At 74.0% G+C, this 16,962-nt stretch carries 5 protein-coding genes; all 5 read left to right on the plus strand.

Annotated elements, in window-relative coordinates:
* Genes KO717_RS04105 through KO717_RS04125 form a run of 5 tightly spaced genes read left to right on the plus strand, consistent with a single transcriptional unit; the run spans position 1 to position 16,286 of the window.
* On the plus strand, positions 1–4,683 hold the full coding sequence (locus KO717_RS04105) for a Kelch repeat-containing protein (protein ID WP_301364496.1): 4,683 nt from the start codon (positions 1–3) through the stop codon (positions 4,681–4,683).
* 22 nt (positions 4,684–4,705) lie between these two features.
* Positions 4,706–5,896: a Kelch repeat-containing protein gene (locus tag KO717_RS04110; protein WP_301364497.1), complete on the plus strand. Its 1,191-nt coding sequence runs from the start codon at positions 4,706–4,708 to the stop codon at positions 5,894–5,896.
* A complete protein-coding gene (locus KO717_RS04115; protein ID WP_301364498.1) occupies positions 5,893–9,198 on the plus strand; it encodes a hypothetical protein in 3,306 nt (1,101 codons plus the stop codon). Before KO717_RS04110 ends, KO717_RS04115 begins: the two co-directional genes overlap by 4 nt.
* Positions 9,191–14,446 (plus strand): hypothetical protein, encoded by a 5,256-nt coding sequence (locus tag KO717_RS04120; protein WP_301364499.1) that lies wholly within the window; start codon positions 9,191–9,193, stop codon positions 14,444–14,446. The genes KO717_RS04115 and KO717_RS04120 overlap by 8 nt, the downstream gene beginning before the upstream one ends.
* Positions 14,439–16,286, plus strand: coding sequence for a hypothetical protein (locus KO717_RS04125; protein ID WP_301364500.1), 1,848 nt, complete (start codon positions 14,439–14,441; stop codon positions 16,284–16,286). Before KO717_RS04120 ends, KO717_RS04125 begins: the two co-directional genes overlap by 8 nt.
* The last annotated feature ends 676 nt before the right edge of the window (positions 16,287–16,962 follow it).

The following is a 16,962-nucleotide window of genomic DNA, read 5'->3' on the forward strand; positions in this document are numbered from 1 at the left end:
ATGACCGCCGGAACGCTGGAGCTGCTCGCCCGGGAGATCGCCCGCGCGCTGGAGAGCCTGGGGCACCGGCTCGCCGACGGGAAGGGCGAGGGGTACCTCCTGGATCTCGGGTTCTGCCTGCCCGGTGGCCTCGGCCCGGCCCGTGACGCGCTGAGCACCGCGGCCGTGCAGGCGAGCGGGCTGGCATCGGCCATCTCCTCGCTCACCGAGGCGATCGACAGCGACGTCCCGGCACGCATCGTCCGGGAGGGCGCGGACCTGCTCGCCGTGGTGAGCCAGGTCCTCGGGGCGGTCACGGCCATGGGTGACGCGCTCGACCAGGCGGTGGCCGGGGCGCCCGGGCTGAGCGACGCCCAGCGGGCCCGGCTGCGGGCCGAGGCGCTGAAGATGCCCGGGCGGCTGCTCGACGACGCCGTGATCTCCTATCTGGAGGACAAGAGCCTGGGCGCGGTCGAGCTGCTGGGCCTGCTCGGGGTCATCGATACGTCGGTGAGCGGCGCCGACCCCGCCGACCCCACCGTCCTGCCCACCCGCTACCGGGTCCTCCGCCTCGACCGGCTGCTCTCGCTGATCACCGACCCGGCCGGGTACCTGGCGGAGGTCTTCGACTTCGGCAATCCCGGCTTCAACGGCGCCAAGCTGCTGCGCCGCATCGCCGGCTGGCTGGAGGACCACGACCTGGAGTTCCTGTACTCCGATCAGCCCGAAGGCTCGGACGTGCCGGAAGCGCTGGACGCCTTCCTGGTCCGGCTGGACGTCGACCGCACCACCTCTCCGCCCACGCTGGCCGCGCGCATGGGCGTATCGGCGCAGGGCGAGGAGACGCGGACCGTCTCCCTCGGCAAGACCTGGAAGCTGCTGCTCGGGGCGAAGGCCGGCTTCGAGCCCGGGCTGGAGGGGCGGATCTCGCCGCCGCTGAGCCTGGAGGTGCGGGCGGGCGCCGCCCCGCTGCACCTGGAGGCCACCGCGCGGCTGGAGGCCGTACGGGACGACGGGAAGCCCATGCTGCTGATCGGCCAGACGGGCGGCTCGCGGGTCGAGATCGGACGGTTCACGCTCGGGGTCGGGCTGCTCGCGGACGCGGTCGCGGGCGGCGCCGTGACCGTGGAGCCGACCGCCCTGCTGGAGCTGGCCGAAGGGCACGTGCTCATCGACCTGTCCGCCGGGGACGGGTTCATCGGCACCCTCACCGGCGGCGGCCGGATCGAGTCCCGGCTGGACCTGAGGGCTTTGTGGTCGCCCTCGGCCGGGCTGCGGTTCGAGGGCGGTGGCGGGCTGGAGATCTCGATCCCCGCTCATCTCCCGCTCGGGCCGGTCGAGGTCACCCGGCTGTACCTGCGGGCCGCGCTCGCGGGCGACGGCGCCGTCCCGCTGGAGATCTCCGGCAGCTTCAAGGCGGCCCTCGGCCCGATCCAGGCCTCGGTGGAGCGGGTCGGTCTGCTGGCCGAGCTGCGGCTCAGGGACGGCGGCAATCTCGGGCCGCTCGACATCGGGTTCGGCTTCAAACCGCCCACGGGTGTGGGCCTCCAACTGGACGCAGGGCTGATCTCCGGCGGCGGATACCTGTCCGTGGACAGCGAGCGGGGGGAGTACGCGGGGGCGCTCAGCCTGGAGTTCGCGGGCTTCCTCGCCCTGCAGGCGGTCGGGCTGATCAGTACCCGGATGCCCGGCGACACCCGCGGGTTCTCCCTGCTGATCGTCATCACGACCGAGTTCGCGGGCGGTGGGATCCAGCTGGGGTACGGCTTCACGCTGCTCGCCGTCGGCGGTCTGATCGGTCTGAACCGCGGGATGGACCTGGACGCGCTGGGCAACGGCGTACGCACGGGCGCCATCGAGTCCGTGATGTTCCCCAAGGACGTCGTCACGAACGCGCCCCGGATCCTGAGCGATCTGCGCGTCTTCTTCCCTCCCGAGGACGGCACGTTCCTCGTCGGGCCCATGGCGAAGATCGGCTGGGGCACCCCGGCGCTGATCAAGATCTCGCTCGGGGTCGTCGTGGAGATCCCGCCCGGCAACGTCGCCATCCTCGGCGTGCTGAGTTGCGTGCTGCCCACCGAGCAGCTGGCCCTGCTGGTCATCCAGGTGCAGTTCGTCGGGGCGCTGCAAGTGGACAGGTCCCGGCTGTGGTTCTATGCGAAGCTCTTCGATTCGCGGATCCTGACGATCACCATCGAGGGCGGGATGGGCCTGCTCGTCACGTGGGGGGACAACCCCGACTTCGTGCTGACGGTCGGCGGGTTCCACCCCTCGTTCCGGCCGCCGCCCCTGCCGTTCCCGATGCCGGACCGGATCTCGGTGGACATCCTCAACCAGCCCGGCCGCCTCCTGCGGGTCTCCGGCTACTTCGCCGTGACCAGCAATACGGTCCAGTTCGGCGCCAAGGCCGAACTGCGGCTCGGCTTCGAGGACTTCGGCATCGAGGGCGGGCTGAGCTTCGACGCGCTGTTCCGGTTCTCGCCCTTCGCCTTCATCATCGAGATCTCCGCCCACGTCTCGCTCAAGGCCTTCGGTGTCGGCCTGTTCGGCATCGACCTGGACTTCAGGCTGGAGGGGCCGGCCCCCTTCCGGGCCCGCGGCCGCGGCTCGATCTCCCTGCTGTTCTTCGAGATCTCGGCCGACTTCGACATCGAGTGGGGGGAGGCGCACCACACGACTCTTCCGCCCATCGAGGTGCTGGCCCTGCTGGAGGCCGAGGTCCGCAAGACCGAAGGCTGGACGACCAGGCTGCCGGACGGCGGCTCCCGCGCGCTGGTCACGCTGCGGGACATCCCCGGCACCGACGGGCTGGTCCTGCACCCGCTCGGCAGTCTGTTCGTACAGCAGCGGGCGATCCCGCTGGACGTGCGGGTCGACCGGGTGGGCACCCAACGGCCCAGCGACGGCCGGCGGTTCCGTGTCGAGCCGGCCTTGGACAGCGGCCTCGTACGGGTGGCGGCCACGGGCGAGAAGTTCGCGATGGCCCAGTTCCAGGACATGGACGACGCGGCGAAGCTGTCCCGGCCGGCGTACGAGGAGCAGGACGCGGGTCTGGAACTCGCGGCGGTCGAGGGGGTACTCAAGGCGCCGCGGATCGTCCGGCGCAGCGCCCGGTACGAGCAGATCGTCGTCGACGAGAAGGCGCGGCGGGTCACGCCGCCCGTGCCGGGTGCGGTGGCCGACGGCTTCGCGGACGGCTCCGCCGCCGCGGCCGCACCCGCACCGCCCGCGGCGAAGAAGCTCGTCAGCGTCAGCCCGGCCGTGTTCGGGCGGTTGCGGAAGGGCAACAGCACCAGCCGCTCGCCGCTCTCGCACACCGATGCGCAGCGCCGTCGGCCGTACCCGGAGCAGGACACGGTCCGGGCCGGTGGGCAGCGGTACGTGGTGGCGTACGCCCGCAACAACGTGCAGGCCTTCCCTCCGTCCGGCCCGTCCGGCCCGGGTGGCCCGGCGCCGGACGCCACGAGCTTCCGCAGCCCGGCGACGGCGGCCGACGCCCTCGCGCGGTGGGTGCGCGACGAGCCCGCCCTGGCCGGGAAGCTGCACGTCCTCCCGGTGTCGGACGCGCAGGGCAGCCCGCTCGTCCCCGGTACGTGGACGGCTGGGGCCACGCCCGCGCCCGCCGCCGTGTCGGGGGCGGACCCCGTACTTCTGGCCGGGGGCACGGTGCTGCTCGCCGGGGGCGCCGACGGCGCCGGTGCGCCGGTGGCCGCGGCGGGGCTCTTCGACCCGGTCAACACCGTCTGGTCGCCGGCGAGCCCGCTGGGCACGGCCCGTCGCGGGCACTCGGCCACCCGGCTGGGCGACGGCCGGGTCCTGGTGGCGGGCGGGGCGGGCGCGGGCGGCGCGGCGCTCGCCTCGGCGGAGCTCTTCGACCCGGTCGCCGGCACCTGGCGGGCCACGAACAGGCCTCCGGTGTCCGGGCGTTGCGGGCACGCGGCCTTCGTGCTCCCCCGGGGCGGGCGGCTGGCACCCGACGGCGGCGTGCTGGTCACCGGAGGCACCCGGGACGGCCACGCGCTGGCGTCCGCCGAGGTGTACGACCCCGCCCGGGACGCGTGGCTGTCGGCGGCCCCGATGACGTCGGCCCGGTCCGGGCACCGGATCGTGCCGCTGCCCGGAGGCCACGTGCTGGTCGTCGGCGGGGTCCTGGCCACCGGGGGCGCGCCCGTCCCGCTGGCCTGGTGCGAGCGCTACGACCCGGGCACCGACGCGTGGACACCGGCCGCGAGCCTGCGCACGCCGCGCGCCGGGCACCAGGCGACGGTCCTCGCGGACGGCCGGATCCTGGTCACCGGCGGTGACCCCACCCTGCTGCCCGAGGGCGGCGCGATGAGCGGGCGGAGCCTGGCCTCCGCCGAGCTGTACGACCCGCAGGCCGATACGTGGAAGCCGGTGGCGGACATGCCGGCGGGGCGCGGCGGACATCGTGCTTTCCTGCTGCGCACCGGCGAGGTGCTGGTCGTCGGCGGCACCGGCGGCCCTTCGTTCGCCGCGGCCCATCGCAGTGCGCTGCGGTACGCCCCGGCCTCCGACCGCTGGACCACCACGGGCGCGTTGGCCGCCGGCCGGGCGGACTTCGCCGGGGTCGGGCTGGCCGACGGCCGGGTGCTGGCCGTCGGCGGCCTGGTGGCCCGGGGCCCGGCGGCCCCCGGCCCGGACCCCGCTGTGACCACCGCCGGGACCGAACTCTTCACCCCGTAAAGCGACTCGGGAGGACGACCCCATGACCAGTACCACCCTGGCCGCCGCCACGGGACAGTGGACGCCCCAGGGCGAGCTGCCCGAAGCGGCCTGCTGGTACGGGCAGTACGACACCGCCCTGCAGTTGCGGAACGAGAAGAAACAGGTGCTGGTCGTGGCCGGGGCCGACGGGAAGTCGGCCGCGCTGGCCAAGGCCTGGCTGTACACCCCGGGTGCCGACGCCTCGCACGCCGGCACCTGGACCCCGGCCGGCCAGCTGCCGGGGGCGCCGCGCAGGCTGCACGCGGCGACCCTGCTGGCCGACGGCGACGTCCTCGTCACCGGCGGCACCAGCGGGCCGGGCCTCTCCCCCGCGCTGCAAGCCGCCGCGGTCTTCCACACGAAGACCGGTACGTGGACCACGACCACCGATATGCACGAGGGCCGGTGGGGTCATGCCGCGGCGCTGACGGCCGACAACAAGGTGCTGGTCAGCGGGGGTTACACGGTCCGGTCCGGGGACTCGGCCAGGGCGCTGGCCTCCGCCGAGGTCTACGACCCGGAGCACAAGACCTGGACCACGGTCAAGCCGATGAACGACGCCCGCGGCGGACACACGGCGGTGCCCTTCAAGGACGGCCGGGTGCTGGTGTGCGGTGGCTCCGCGCCGATCGCTCCGGGCCAGGAGGCGGCGCTCGCCTTCTGCGAGCTGTACGTCCCGGCCACCCAGGCATGGTCGGCCACCGGGAACCTGACCGCACCGCGCAGTCGCCACCAGGCCCTGCCGCTCTCCGCCACCACCGCACTCGTGATCGGGGGCAGCACCCCGGGCGTGCCCGGGGACGGTACGTACGACCCGTACCCCGCGCTCGGCGTCGAGCTGTACGACCTCGGAACGCAGAAGTGGAAGGCGGCCGAACCCGCGCCGGGTGGCCGCGGCCACCACCGGGCGGTGCCCCTGGGCGCGGGGAAGGTGCTGGTGATCGGCGGCACGGGCGAGGTCCGCGACGCGGCCGGATACCAGAGTGTCCTGATCTACGACACCGCCCAGGGCTCCTGGACGCCCGCGGCCGGCCTGGCCTCCGGGCGGTGGGCCTTCGCGGCGGTCGCGCTGTCCGCCACCGAAGTGCTGGTCACCGGCGGAACGGTGCGGTCCGGTCTGGCCGCGGCCGATCCGCAGACCGACGACCTGACCCGGAGCACCGAGCTCTTCCGCATCGGAGGCGGCCCGTGACCTCCGACGACCACGCCGACGCCCGGGACACGGCGGACGCCGAATCCAGCTCGTACTCCTTCCTGCCGTGGTTGCGTACGGGGCTGGGTACGAAGATCACGCAGGCTCCCCCGCCCGGTTCCGGGTCCCGTCCGCGCATCGAGGTGACCCTGCGGCTGACCGGGGAGCACCCGGATCATCCGGTACCGGAGCGGACGGTGCCGCAGTCCGTGCAGCTCTACGGCCCGGGGGACGTCGTGGGGCTGGACCCGCGCGCGATCTCCCGTACCGAGCCGCTGCCCTCGGTCACCGATGTGGAGCCGAACTTCCTCGCCCACATCGAGTTCTACGACGAGGAACTGCTCTGGCGGTACAGCCCGGCCGCGCCGGACGGGTCCAACCGGCTGATGCCCTGGCTCGCGCTGATCGTGCTGGCCGGTCCGGCGGATCCGCGGGACGCGGACGGCGGCGAGTTCCGCGAAGGCGGTCCGTCCGAGGGGCCGTTGCCGTTCATCCTCGTCAAGGACCCGCGCGGGCTCCCACCGGCCGAGCAGCTCGGCGCCTGGGCGCACGTCCACGTGAGCGGTGACCTCGCGGGGACGGGGAGCGTGCTCACCGACGCGATGGAAGGGCCGCTGGCGGCGCTCGGGAACCTGCTGCGGACCAGCCCCGACGACGCCTGCTCGCGGCTGATCTGCCCCCGCAGGCTGAGGCCGCTGACCGCCTATCACGCCTTCCTGGTCCCGGCCTTCGAGGCGGGCCGGCGGGCCGGACTGGGCCTCGACCAGGCGGGCGTGGAGGCCACCGACCTCAGCTGGGGTCCCGGTCGTGAGGACGGCCGGATGCCCTACTACCACCGCTGGTCGTTCACCACCGGTACGGCCGGGGACTTCGAGCACCTCGTACGGCTGCTCGTCCCGGCCGAGGCCGGCCCGCGCGTCGCCCGCCGCGAGGTCGACGTCCACGAGGACCCCGGCCCTGCCCTGCCCGGCATCACCGAACCGGCGGCCATCGGCGGGGTGCTGAAGCTCGGCGGCGCGCTGCAGACCATCCGCGACCGGGACGTGTGGGACAACTGGGACAGTCGCTTCACCGAGGACGAGGGGTACCCGGCGCCGACCGGCAGCTATCCGCACCCCTTCCAGGAGGCGCTGGCCGCGCTGGTCAACCTGGCCGACGACTACCGCGTACGGGCCCCCGTCGACGCGCACGCCGGGCTGGCCGGCGTTCCGGGTCCGGCCCCGGTGGTCCTGGCGGGCGAGGTGGATCCGGTGATCACCCCGCCGTTGTACGGGCGCTGGCCCGCACTGACTTCACGGCTGCTGCACGAGGAGAACGGCAGTCCGGCCGCGCACGACCGCAACTGGGTGCACCGGCTCAACCTCGATCCGCGCTTCCGGATCGCCGCGAACTTCGGAACGCAGATCGTGCAGGCCCGCCAGGAGGAGTTCATGGCCGCCGCCTGGGCGCAGATCGGCGACGTGGTGGAGGTCAACAACCGGATCCGCGCGGCGCAGCTGGCCTGCGAGGTCGGGCTCCGGCTCCAGGACAAGCACCTCGGGCCGCCGCCCCCACCGCCCGCACCCCCCGGCGTCGCGGCCGCCCCGCCGCGGGCCCGGCGTGCGGCGGCCCGCCCGGTCGGCCGCGCCCTGGCCCTGACGGCGCCCGCGCATGCCCGGGTGACCGTGCCCGTGACCCGGCCCGGCGCCCTGGCGGGCGAGGCGGGCCCGACGCAGCTGGTGGCCGCCGGCTTCAAGGTGGCCACGAGCCGGATCGCGGCCGCGCCCGTGTCCGCGGCGATGCGCCGGATCACCCGGCCGGGATCGCGGCTGATGCAGACGCTGAAGTTCCCTCAGCAGCCGGCGGAGGCGCTGCTCCCGCGGATGGACACGGAGCCGGAGCTGGTGACGGCGGCGCCGCCCAAGGTCACCCCGCCCGCCGTGGTCACACCCACCCGGGTCGACCGGGAGATCCGGGAGGTCCCGCTGCCCGATCCGGTGAAGTCCCTGCCGGTCGGTGAGCACTTCGTGCTCCGGCGGCCCGGGGAGAGCGCCCCCGCGCCCACCGCCCGTACCGCGGGATCCCCGGCCGCGGACACCGCCGAGCCCGCCGACAGCGAACAGGCGCGGCGCTTCAAGCTGGGCCTGACCGATCTGTACGAGGGGTGGGCCGCCGGCGCCGCCGCCGCGCAGACCCGGGTGCCCGACCCCCTCGACGTGGCGGGCACCGCCCAGGTGGTGCTGGGCCGGCTGGACGCCACCGAGACGGTGCCCAAGGCCCTGCTCAGCGCGGTACGGCTGGACGCCCCGCACCTGGCGCCGTTCGCAGAGCGGTTCCTGGAGGTGATGGCGTACCCGGTCATCGACCTGCCGATGTACGAGGCGCTGCGGGGCCTGTCCGTCGACTGCTTCGTGCCCCATCTCGATCTGCTCCCGGCGAACTCGGTCACGCTCCTCGACACCGACCAGGAGTTCATCGAGGCCTTCATGGTCGGCCTCAACCACGAGATGTCCCGCGAGCTGCTGTGGCGTGAGTACCCGTGCGACCAGCGGGGCACTCCCTTCCGGCAGTTCTGGGATCCGCGCGCGGCCGCCTCGCGGATCGAGAGCGACGCGGCCCGGCGCGAGCGGCTGTACGACATCCCGCCGATCCACACGTGGGCCCGGGACAGTGCGCTCGGCGCGCACGACCATAGGCAGGAGGTTCCCGGCAAGCCGCGCGACGAGCTCGTCCTCGTGATCCGCGGCGAGCTCCTCAAGAAGTACCCGAACACGGCGGTGTACGCCCACCGCGCCCGCTGGAGCCCGAGCGACGAGGATCCCGATCCGAAGCTGGAACGCCAGCCCGTGACCCTGCGTGACCCGGCCAGGCCGGGCCCCGGCGAGATCCAGCTGCCGATCTACGAGGCCCAGGTCGAGCCGGACATCCATCTCCTCGGCTTCGACCTGACGGCGCAGGAGGCCCGGGGGAACGCGAAGGACCCGGGCTGGTTCTTCGTCTTCCAGGAGCGCCCGGGGGATCCCCGGTTCGGCGCGGACGACGATCCTCCCACCCGCGTGGAGGTCTGGAACGACCTCACCTGGGGTGATGTGGATCCGGGCGGTCGGCGCGGCTTCATCGCCCTCGACGGTTCCACCACCGTGGTCGAACTCCGGGACCTGTCCAGCGCGGAGGACGACATCGAGAAGGAGGCCCAGCACCGTGAGGACACCGAGCTGGGCACGTGGCACGGCGGGCTGGACTCCGCCGAGGTCGCCTACATGCTGTTCCAGGCACCGGTCCTGATGGCCGTGCACGCACAGGAGATGCTGCCCCGTGGCTGACCTCACCCGCGCCCACCCGGTCCTGCTCGGGCCCGTCCGGCTGGAGACCCGGTTCACGGCGGACGAGCTGCTGGTGCGGATCTTCCCCGACGAGTGGTCGGTGGACAGTTTCGAACCCCGCCCGACCCGCGCCGAGCTGAGTGCGATGGACGCCTACTGGACCGCCGTGTGGAGGTCGGCCGGAGACCGGGGCGGTGAGCAGGCGGCCTGGCACGAGCTGACCGGGCGGGTGCAGCAGGGCCGGGCGGCCCATCTGCTGCGCACGCACCTGCCCGCCAACCCGTCCGAGAAGCCGTCGGGGCCGGCGGCGGGCACCGCCGTACTGGTGATCACCACCCCGCAGGCCCTGCCCGCCGAGGACCGGCGGCCCACCGTGGCCTACTGGAGCGCCGTCTGGCGGGCGCACGGCGACCGCGGACGGCTCCGGGACGCCGAGGTCGCGCTGCTCGCGGCCGTCGGGCCGCGCCGTGCGGGGCCCATCCGCAGCCGCACGCCCGCCGGGATGGAGGCCGCACCGCTCGCCTCCGGCGACTCCGTCGCGGTGGCCTTCCTCGTCGTCCCGCAGCCGCCCGACTCCGAGATCGCCCCGAACTCGTGGACGCAGGCCGCCAAGGCCACCTTGCTGCCCGACCGGTTCCGGGTGTTCGGCTACCGCGACGGGCGGCTGGTCTGCGAGGCCACCGGGGCGGACGTGACGGGCCCGCTCTCGGTGAGCCCGGACCCCGGCACCGCACGCGCGGAGCAGCTCCAGGTCGACGAGGAGACCGGCACCCTGCGCGTCCCGCCGGACCTGAAGTGGATGACCTGTTTCGACGCCGCGGTGGAGGCGGGGATGGGCGTACGCATCCCCTTGGACGCGACGATCCGGCTGGGCCTGCACCAGCTCGTCGTGCTCGGCCTGCGCGAGGGGGCCACGCCCGAGCAGTCCGCCGCCGCGCTCACCGAGCTGATCACGCACCAGGTGCGGAGCCCCGCCGGTTTCGCCCTGCTGCCACAGGGCACTCCGACGAACAACACCGAGCGACTCCCGGCCGGCCAGGATCCCCGCCAGGAGTCCGAGGCCGCGCGCAGGGCGGCGTACGGCTTCACGGCCGAGGCGGCGCCGGGCGACTGGACGGCGAAGACCGACGGCCAGTGGTTCGCCGAGCTCCTCGGCATCGATCCCGCGGCCCTGACGGCGGTACCGAACGCCGACCGGACCGACCTGCGCGACGCACGCGCCGCGAACACCGCGCTGTGGCCCGCGACGTGGGGCAACCACCTGCGCACCACGCTCCATCCGATGCTGTCGGAGCGGACGGTTGCGCAGACCCGGGAGTTCTTCCTGCGGTACGTCAGCGGGCGGGGCCCGCTCCCCGTCGTGAAGATCGGCCGACAGCCCTACGGAATCCTGGTGACGACCGCTTTCGACCGGCTGACCTGGCCCGCCTCGGCCGGCCACCGCCGCGGTCTGCACCGGTTGCTCACCGAGGCCGCGGCGGACTGGGGCAAGGCCACCGGGAAGGTGGCCCGGCTGGGGAAGGACAGCGGCGACGCGCACCGGCAGCTGCTGGACATCCTCGCCCTGCACCCGTCCTCGGCCGAGTTCCACCAGCGGTACGCGCAGAGCGTCGACGACCTGTTCAACCGGGAGAACCTCGACGGCCGGGGCCATCTGGTGGTGTCCGCGCTGGAGCGGCTGCGGATGGCGGAGCCGGTCAGGGAACTCCTGACCAGGCTCGGCGCCCCCGCCGGCGATACGGACCTGCTCGCCCGCCTGTTCGTGGACGGCCAGCATCCGCTGACCGGGCCGCTGATCGACGACCGGCCGCTGTCCGAGACCGACCCGGTCCGCCCATACACCACGGCCCCCGGACGCAACTACCTCCAGTGGCTCGCCGAGTACGCGGGCAGGGACCTGGAGACGATCCGGCAGGAGAGGGGCTTCGCCGACGACGCCCGTCCGGCCGCCCTGTTCTACCTGATGCTGCGGCACGCCGTCCTGCTGGGCTGGGTGGAGACGGGCCGCAGGCTCGCCCTCGCGAAGGGGCTGGCTGCGCCCTCGCCCGCCGACCCGCCCTTCGTGCACATCGCGGACGACCCGGACCACCCGGCCGTGCTCCTGCCCAGCGAGAGCCGCTACCGCCAGCTCTACGCGAAGGAACCGGATGTCACCGGAAACGAGGAACCGCTGCACCTGTTCGTCCCGCGGGCCCTGCGCGCCGGTGACCCCGCCACCGCCGAACTCGCCGAGCAGGTGGCGGCACTGGACCTGCTCGCCGATCTCCCCACCGCCCGGCTGGAGCGCGTCTTCACCGAGCACCTGGACTGCGCCGGCTACCGGATGGACGCCTGGCGGCTGGGCCTCGCCACGGAGAAGCTCGCGGAGCTCAGGTACGGGCCGGACGGCACCGGCGTACCCGGCCGGGGCCTGCACCTGGGGGCGTACGGCTGGCTGGAGGACGTCGCACCGCGCGTCGGGAGCCTGCCCGAGGTGACCGTACCGGAGCAGCTCCGGCCGGTCTTCGGAGCGCAGGCACTGCCGCACGACCCGCAGGGCGGCGGCTGGATCCACGCGCCGTCCCCGGCGCAGGCCAGGACCGCGGCCGTACTGCGCGCCGGGTACCTCGCCAACGGCGGCCGGGAGAACTCCACCGCCTTCGCCGTCAACCTCAGCTCCGGCCGCGTCCGGGTCGCCCTGGCCCTGCTGGACGGGCTCCGCCAGGGCCAGTCGCTCGGCGCGATGCTCGGCCGCCGCTTCGAGCGCGGCCTGCACGAGGGGCACCGCGGGGTGGAGCTCGACCGGTTCATCCAGCCGCTGCGCGGAGCCTTCCCGCTGCGGGCCGGGAAGCTCTCGGCCGAGGACGCGCGGCCGGACGAGGTCCACCTGGTCGAGGCCGGCAACGTGGTGGACGGCCTGGAGCTGGTCCGCCGGGCCACCCGGGACGGCCTGACGAGCTACCCGTACGGCGCCGAGGGCCTGCCCGAGGTCGACGACCCGACCCAGCGGGACGCCATGGACGAGGAGCTGGCGAACCTCCTCGACATCCACGACGCGCTGGCCGACCTGGCCGTGGCCGAGAGCACCCACCAGACGCTGCTCGGCAACACCGAACGCGCCGCGGCGACCTTGGACGCGTACGCGAAGGACGGATTCCCGCCGGAACCGGACGTGATCAGGTCGCCGCGCAGCGGCACCACGCTGACCCACCGGCTGGCCCTCCAGTTCACTCCGGGGCTCGGCCCCGACCACGGCGCCGGGGCTGCGGGCCGGAGCAGCCCGCGGGCCCGCGCCGAACCGGCGGTCAACGACTGGCTGGCCGGGCTGCTGCCCGCCGCGCAGGACGTGGCGGCCCTGGTGACCTGGAACGATCCGGTGACGGCCGAGCCGCGCAGCCGGGTCGTCACCCAAGCGGATCTGGGGCTTCAGGCGATCGAGCTGCTGTGGGCGGTGCGGCCGGCCGGCGAGGCCGCGATGAGTGATCTCGACGACCGGATCACGGGTGCGGTCTTCGGCCCGGCGCCGCCGCGGGCGGACGCGCTGCCCGTCATCCACTACACGCGGCGGATCCCGAAGAAGATCAGCTTCTTCGAACTGTCCCCACTGATCGGAGCGTTGCGTTCGCTGCTGACCACCTCGCGGCCCCTGCGATCCACGGATCTGATGCCGGGCGCCGGAGTCACCCCGGTGGACCGGGCGGCCGACGAGGCCGTGTCCCTGCCCCGGGAGCGCCCCGCCAAGGTCCTCGAATCACTCGCGGGTCTCCGGGAGGATGCGGCCCGGCTCGCGGCGGAGCTGGAGCCGCTCTGTCCGGCGCCGCCGGGCGAGCCGTCCCGCGGGGAAATCCTGCGCAGGATCGACGAGTTCCTGGCCGGCTACGCCGAACTCGCGGCCGGGGCCGGCAGGTTCGGGCTGGCCCGCAGCGGCTGGGCCGAGCTGACGGGATGGCGGCGCGGTGAGTTCACGGGAGTGCTGAAGGCGGTCGCGGAGGCCGCGGACCGGATGGGGCGGGCGCTCGAGGACGCCGACGCGCTTCTCTGCCGCTACGACGAACTCCCGTCGGCCACCCCGGAGGAGGAGCGGTTCCGCCTCCTGCAACAGGCCGAACGGCTGCTCGCCACGGCGCTGACCAGCCCGCGCCCCCGGCGGCCGGAGCTGCTGCGCGCCCTCCTGGTCTCCCGCCGCCGGGAGTTCGCCGCCCGGCTGAAGGACCTGCGGGCGGTCGCGCGGACCACGAGGACCACCCTGTCCGGGCTGCTCGCCGAGGTCTCCGCACTGCTGCCGCTCACCGCCTTCGACCCGACCGGGCTGGACCTGACCCCGTACGGGGACCGGGTCGTGGCGTACGCCCGTGAGCTGCTGACCCGTGTCCAGGCCCTGCTGAAGGAGGTCGACGTACGCATCCGCTCGGCCGGGACGGCCCTCGGCGGGTACGACGCGGCGGTCACCGGTCCCGACCGGGTCCTGGCCGGGACCGAGGCCCTGAAGGCGCTGATCGGCGAAGACGTCCTGACCGTACCCGAGTTCAGCCCGCCCGACGGGCTCGCCCGGGACTGGCGGGCCGCCCTGCGCGACAGCGGGAAGCTGATCGACCACCTGCGCACCGATCCGCCCACACCCCGCACCTTCCCCGTCGAGGACTGGCTGCACGGCATCGCCCGGGTGCGCGAGAAGCCACGGCTGTGGGAGAAGGCTGTGGTCCTCGCCGACGCCCTGATCGGATACGGCGGTCTGCTCGTCACACGGGAGGAACCCCGGCTGACCCCGGTGCAGCTGCCCCACCGGGAGGACGACCACTGGCTGGCCATGGACTTCCCGAAGGACCCGGACCGGCGCAGGGTGCCCGTCACCGAGGACAAGGTCCTCTACACCGCGCACTACGCGGGGCCGTCGGCCGAGCCGCTGCCCGGCGTCCCCGAGGTGTGCGGCCTGCTCCTCGACGAGTGGACCGAGGTCATCCCCGCCGAGCGGGAGACCACCGGGATCGCCCTGCACTACGACCGCCCCGATTCGGAGCCGCCGCAGACGATGCTGCTGGTCGCGCCGCCGCAGCCGGGCGGCAACTGGACCACGGAGGAGCTGCTCGCCGCGGTCTTCGACACCTTCGAACTGGCCAGGGCCCGGGCCGTGGAACCCGTACACCTGGACGGGACCGCGTACGCCCAGCTGCTGCCGGCCACCGTCATGTCCGCGACCCGTAAACCGATCACCGTCAGCACCGATCTCGCGATCACCCATCTGCGCCGGAAGGCGGCCGCCCATGACTGAACCGGCGCGCATCGATTTCCCGCTCGCCCTCGACCAGCGCCACGAGCCCACCGTCGGGGTGTGGAACCGGCTGGAGGGGCGGCCTCGTACGGCCGACTTCGACAGGGCCCTGCGGGCGGAGGTCCGCGACCCGCTGTGGATGCTGACCCGGCAGTGGCAGCTCGGCGAGTTCCGCGCCTCGGACGCGGGCTCACCGGTGACGGCCAGCTACTCGGTGGCCGGGGCCCCGCCCACCCGGTTCCGGCCGCCGGCCGGCCCGGTCGAGCCGCTGGCCACGGACCGGCCGCTGGAGTCCGTGGCCGAACGCCGCCCGCTGCAGTTCCGGTTCGGTGCGGATCCGGTCTCCTTCGACCTGCGCCTCGCCCTGGGCCACCGATGGCTGAAGCTGATCCGCGGACTGCTGACGTCCTCGGTGGAGGACTTCCGCGGGCAGTACGTCGCCAAGTACCCGATCGCCCTGCCCGATCCCGAGCACGTCCCGGACACGCCACGGGTGGCCCATGCGGAGGTGTGGGCCACGCTTCAGGCCGTCGCCGGGCGGCACATGGACGGATACCTGCTGTACCACCGGCTCAAGTACGAGAACGGCCTGGCCTCCGACGGCATCGTGAACGTGCAGCACATCCACTACGGGGCCCTCAACGAGCGGGGCCGGGAGCTGGTCGCCTGGTTCGACTCCCTGATCGACCAGCCCGCGGGGGCACCGGCGTGGGATCCGAGCCGCCTCGAACACCGCTTCTCGGTCGCCGCCGGTACCCCCGACGGGGAACAGGTCCTCACGGCACCGGAGTACCCGGGCGGTGAACTGGAGTGGCACGCCTTCTCGGTGGACCGCGAAGGGCCCCTGGGCGGTACCGCGCCCGCTCCCGCGGCCCTGCACCGGACGGTGTTCCCGGCGCCGGTCCGCTTCTCCGGCATGCCGCTGCCGCGCTGGTGGGCCGTGGAGGACGGAAAGACCAACTTCGCGGCGGTACGGCCGGACAGCACCGACCTGGCCCGGCTGATCTTCCTGGAGTTCGCGCTGGTCTACAGCAACGACTGGTACCAGCTGCCGTGCGATCTGCCGGCCGGGACCCTGGCCTCGGTGAGCGGGCTGAGCGTGACGGACGTGTTCGGCGAGCAGCAGTGGATCGCCCCGGCCGGTGCGGGACCCGGCGGGGACTGGCGGCGCTGGTCGATGTTCACCCTGGACTGCCTGGGCGGGAAGCAGACGGCCGCGCAGCCGGCCCTGCTCCTGCCTCCGGGTGCGTCGAAGATCTCCGACGGTCCGGTGCTGGAGGAGGTGCTGCTCGTACGCGACGAACAGGCCAACCTGGTGTGGGGGCTGGAGCAGACGGTCCGTACGGCCACCGGCGAGCCGCGGCGCGGCAGCGAGCTCTCCGCGGAAAGCCTGGCGCACCGGCGACGCCTCCACCGTCCGGCCCCGCGGACCGCTCCTCTCGCGCCGGTCGCGTACGAGGCGATGAACTCGGTGCCCGAGCACTGGATCCCGTTCGTCGCGGTCCATGCCGACGCGGGCAAGCGGTCGGTGCGGCTCCAGCGTGCCGCCATGCCGCACCCCGTGGACAGCCACGCCGTACGGCCCCGCACGGAGCTGCTGCGGCCGGGGCTGGACGTCGAGGCGCCGGCGCGGCAGCGGGCGTACTACGTGAACGAGGAGGAGGTCCCGCAGGCCGGCTCCCGCTTGACGGTGGCGTACAACCGCACCCGGGGCCGGGACGGCCAGGTGGTGGTCTGGCTCAGCGCGCGCCGCGGCGCGGGCCGAGGGGAGGCCGCCAGCGGCCTGGCCTTCGACCACCTCGTCGACACGGCACCGGACGGGCCGGGCGCCGCCGGATAGCAGCCTTTCGATCGCCGCTCCCTGGGAGTGGATACGCGGTCCGGCTGCCCCGTACACCCCCTCAGGTCAAGGAGGACGAGGTCCGGCACGACGTGATCGAGGGCGGGGAGCCCGGCTGTCGTCCTTACGGACGGCCGGGTCGTTCCCGGTCAGCAGTTCGGGGCATGGGAGTGGGTGGCTTCTTCCGTGCAGGTTCCGGCGCTGCGGATGTACTGCTCCCAGCGCAGGAGGCCGTTGCGTGCGGCCCGCGGGTGTGGATGTGGTCGGTGACCCGGCGGGTGAGGAACCAGGTACGGGCGGCTGGGCTCATGCGCATGACGTCGGGGTGGACGGTACGGCTCCGTGCGAACCGGCCGGCGATCCGGGCCATCAGGCCCTCGAGAGGCGTCAGTACACGTCGCGTACGTAGCGTTCTCGAGCGCCCCAGGCCCTCATCGGGCCGGTGCTGTTCCGGGATCCCCCTATTCGGTGGATCGTCGGCACCTCCTTCCGGGCCCCGGCCGCGTGCTGGTATGCCCGGCAGGAGGCGACCCCCGCACCATCGCCTACTCCGACCGTCGGTGGTTGCCGGCGGCCGCCGCCGCACGCTCCTCCGGCTCCGCGCCACCCGCCGACCATGACCAGCCCAATGCCACACGGCCCCGCGCTCGTACGCGCGACCACCCGTGACGCCAGA

Source organism: Streptomyces xanthophaeus (assembly GCF_030440515.1).
Classification (GTDB): domain Bacteria; phylum Actinomycetota; class Actinomycetes; order Streptomycetales; family Streptomycetaceae; genus Streptomyces; species Streptomyces kutzneri.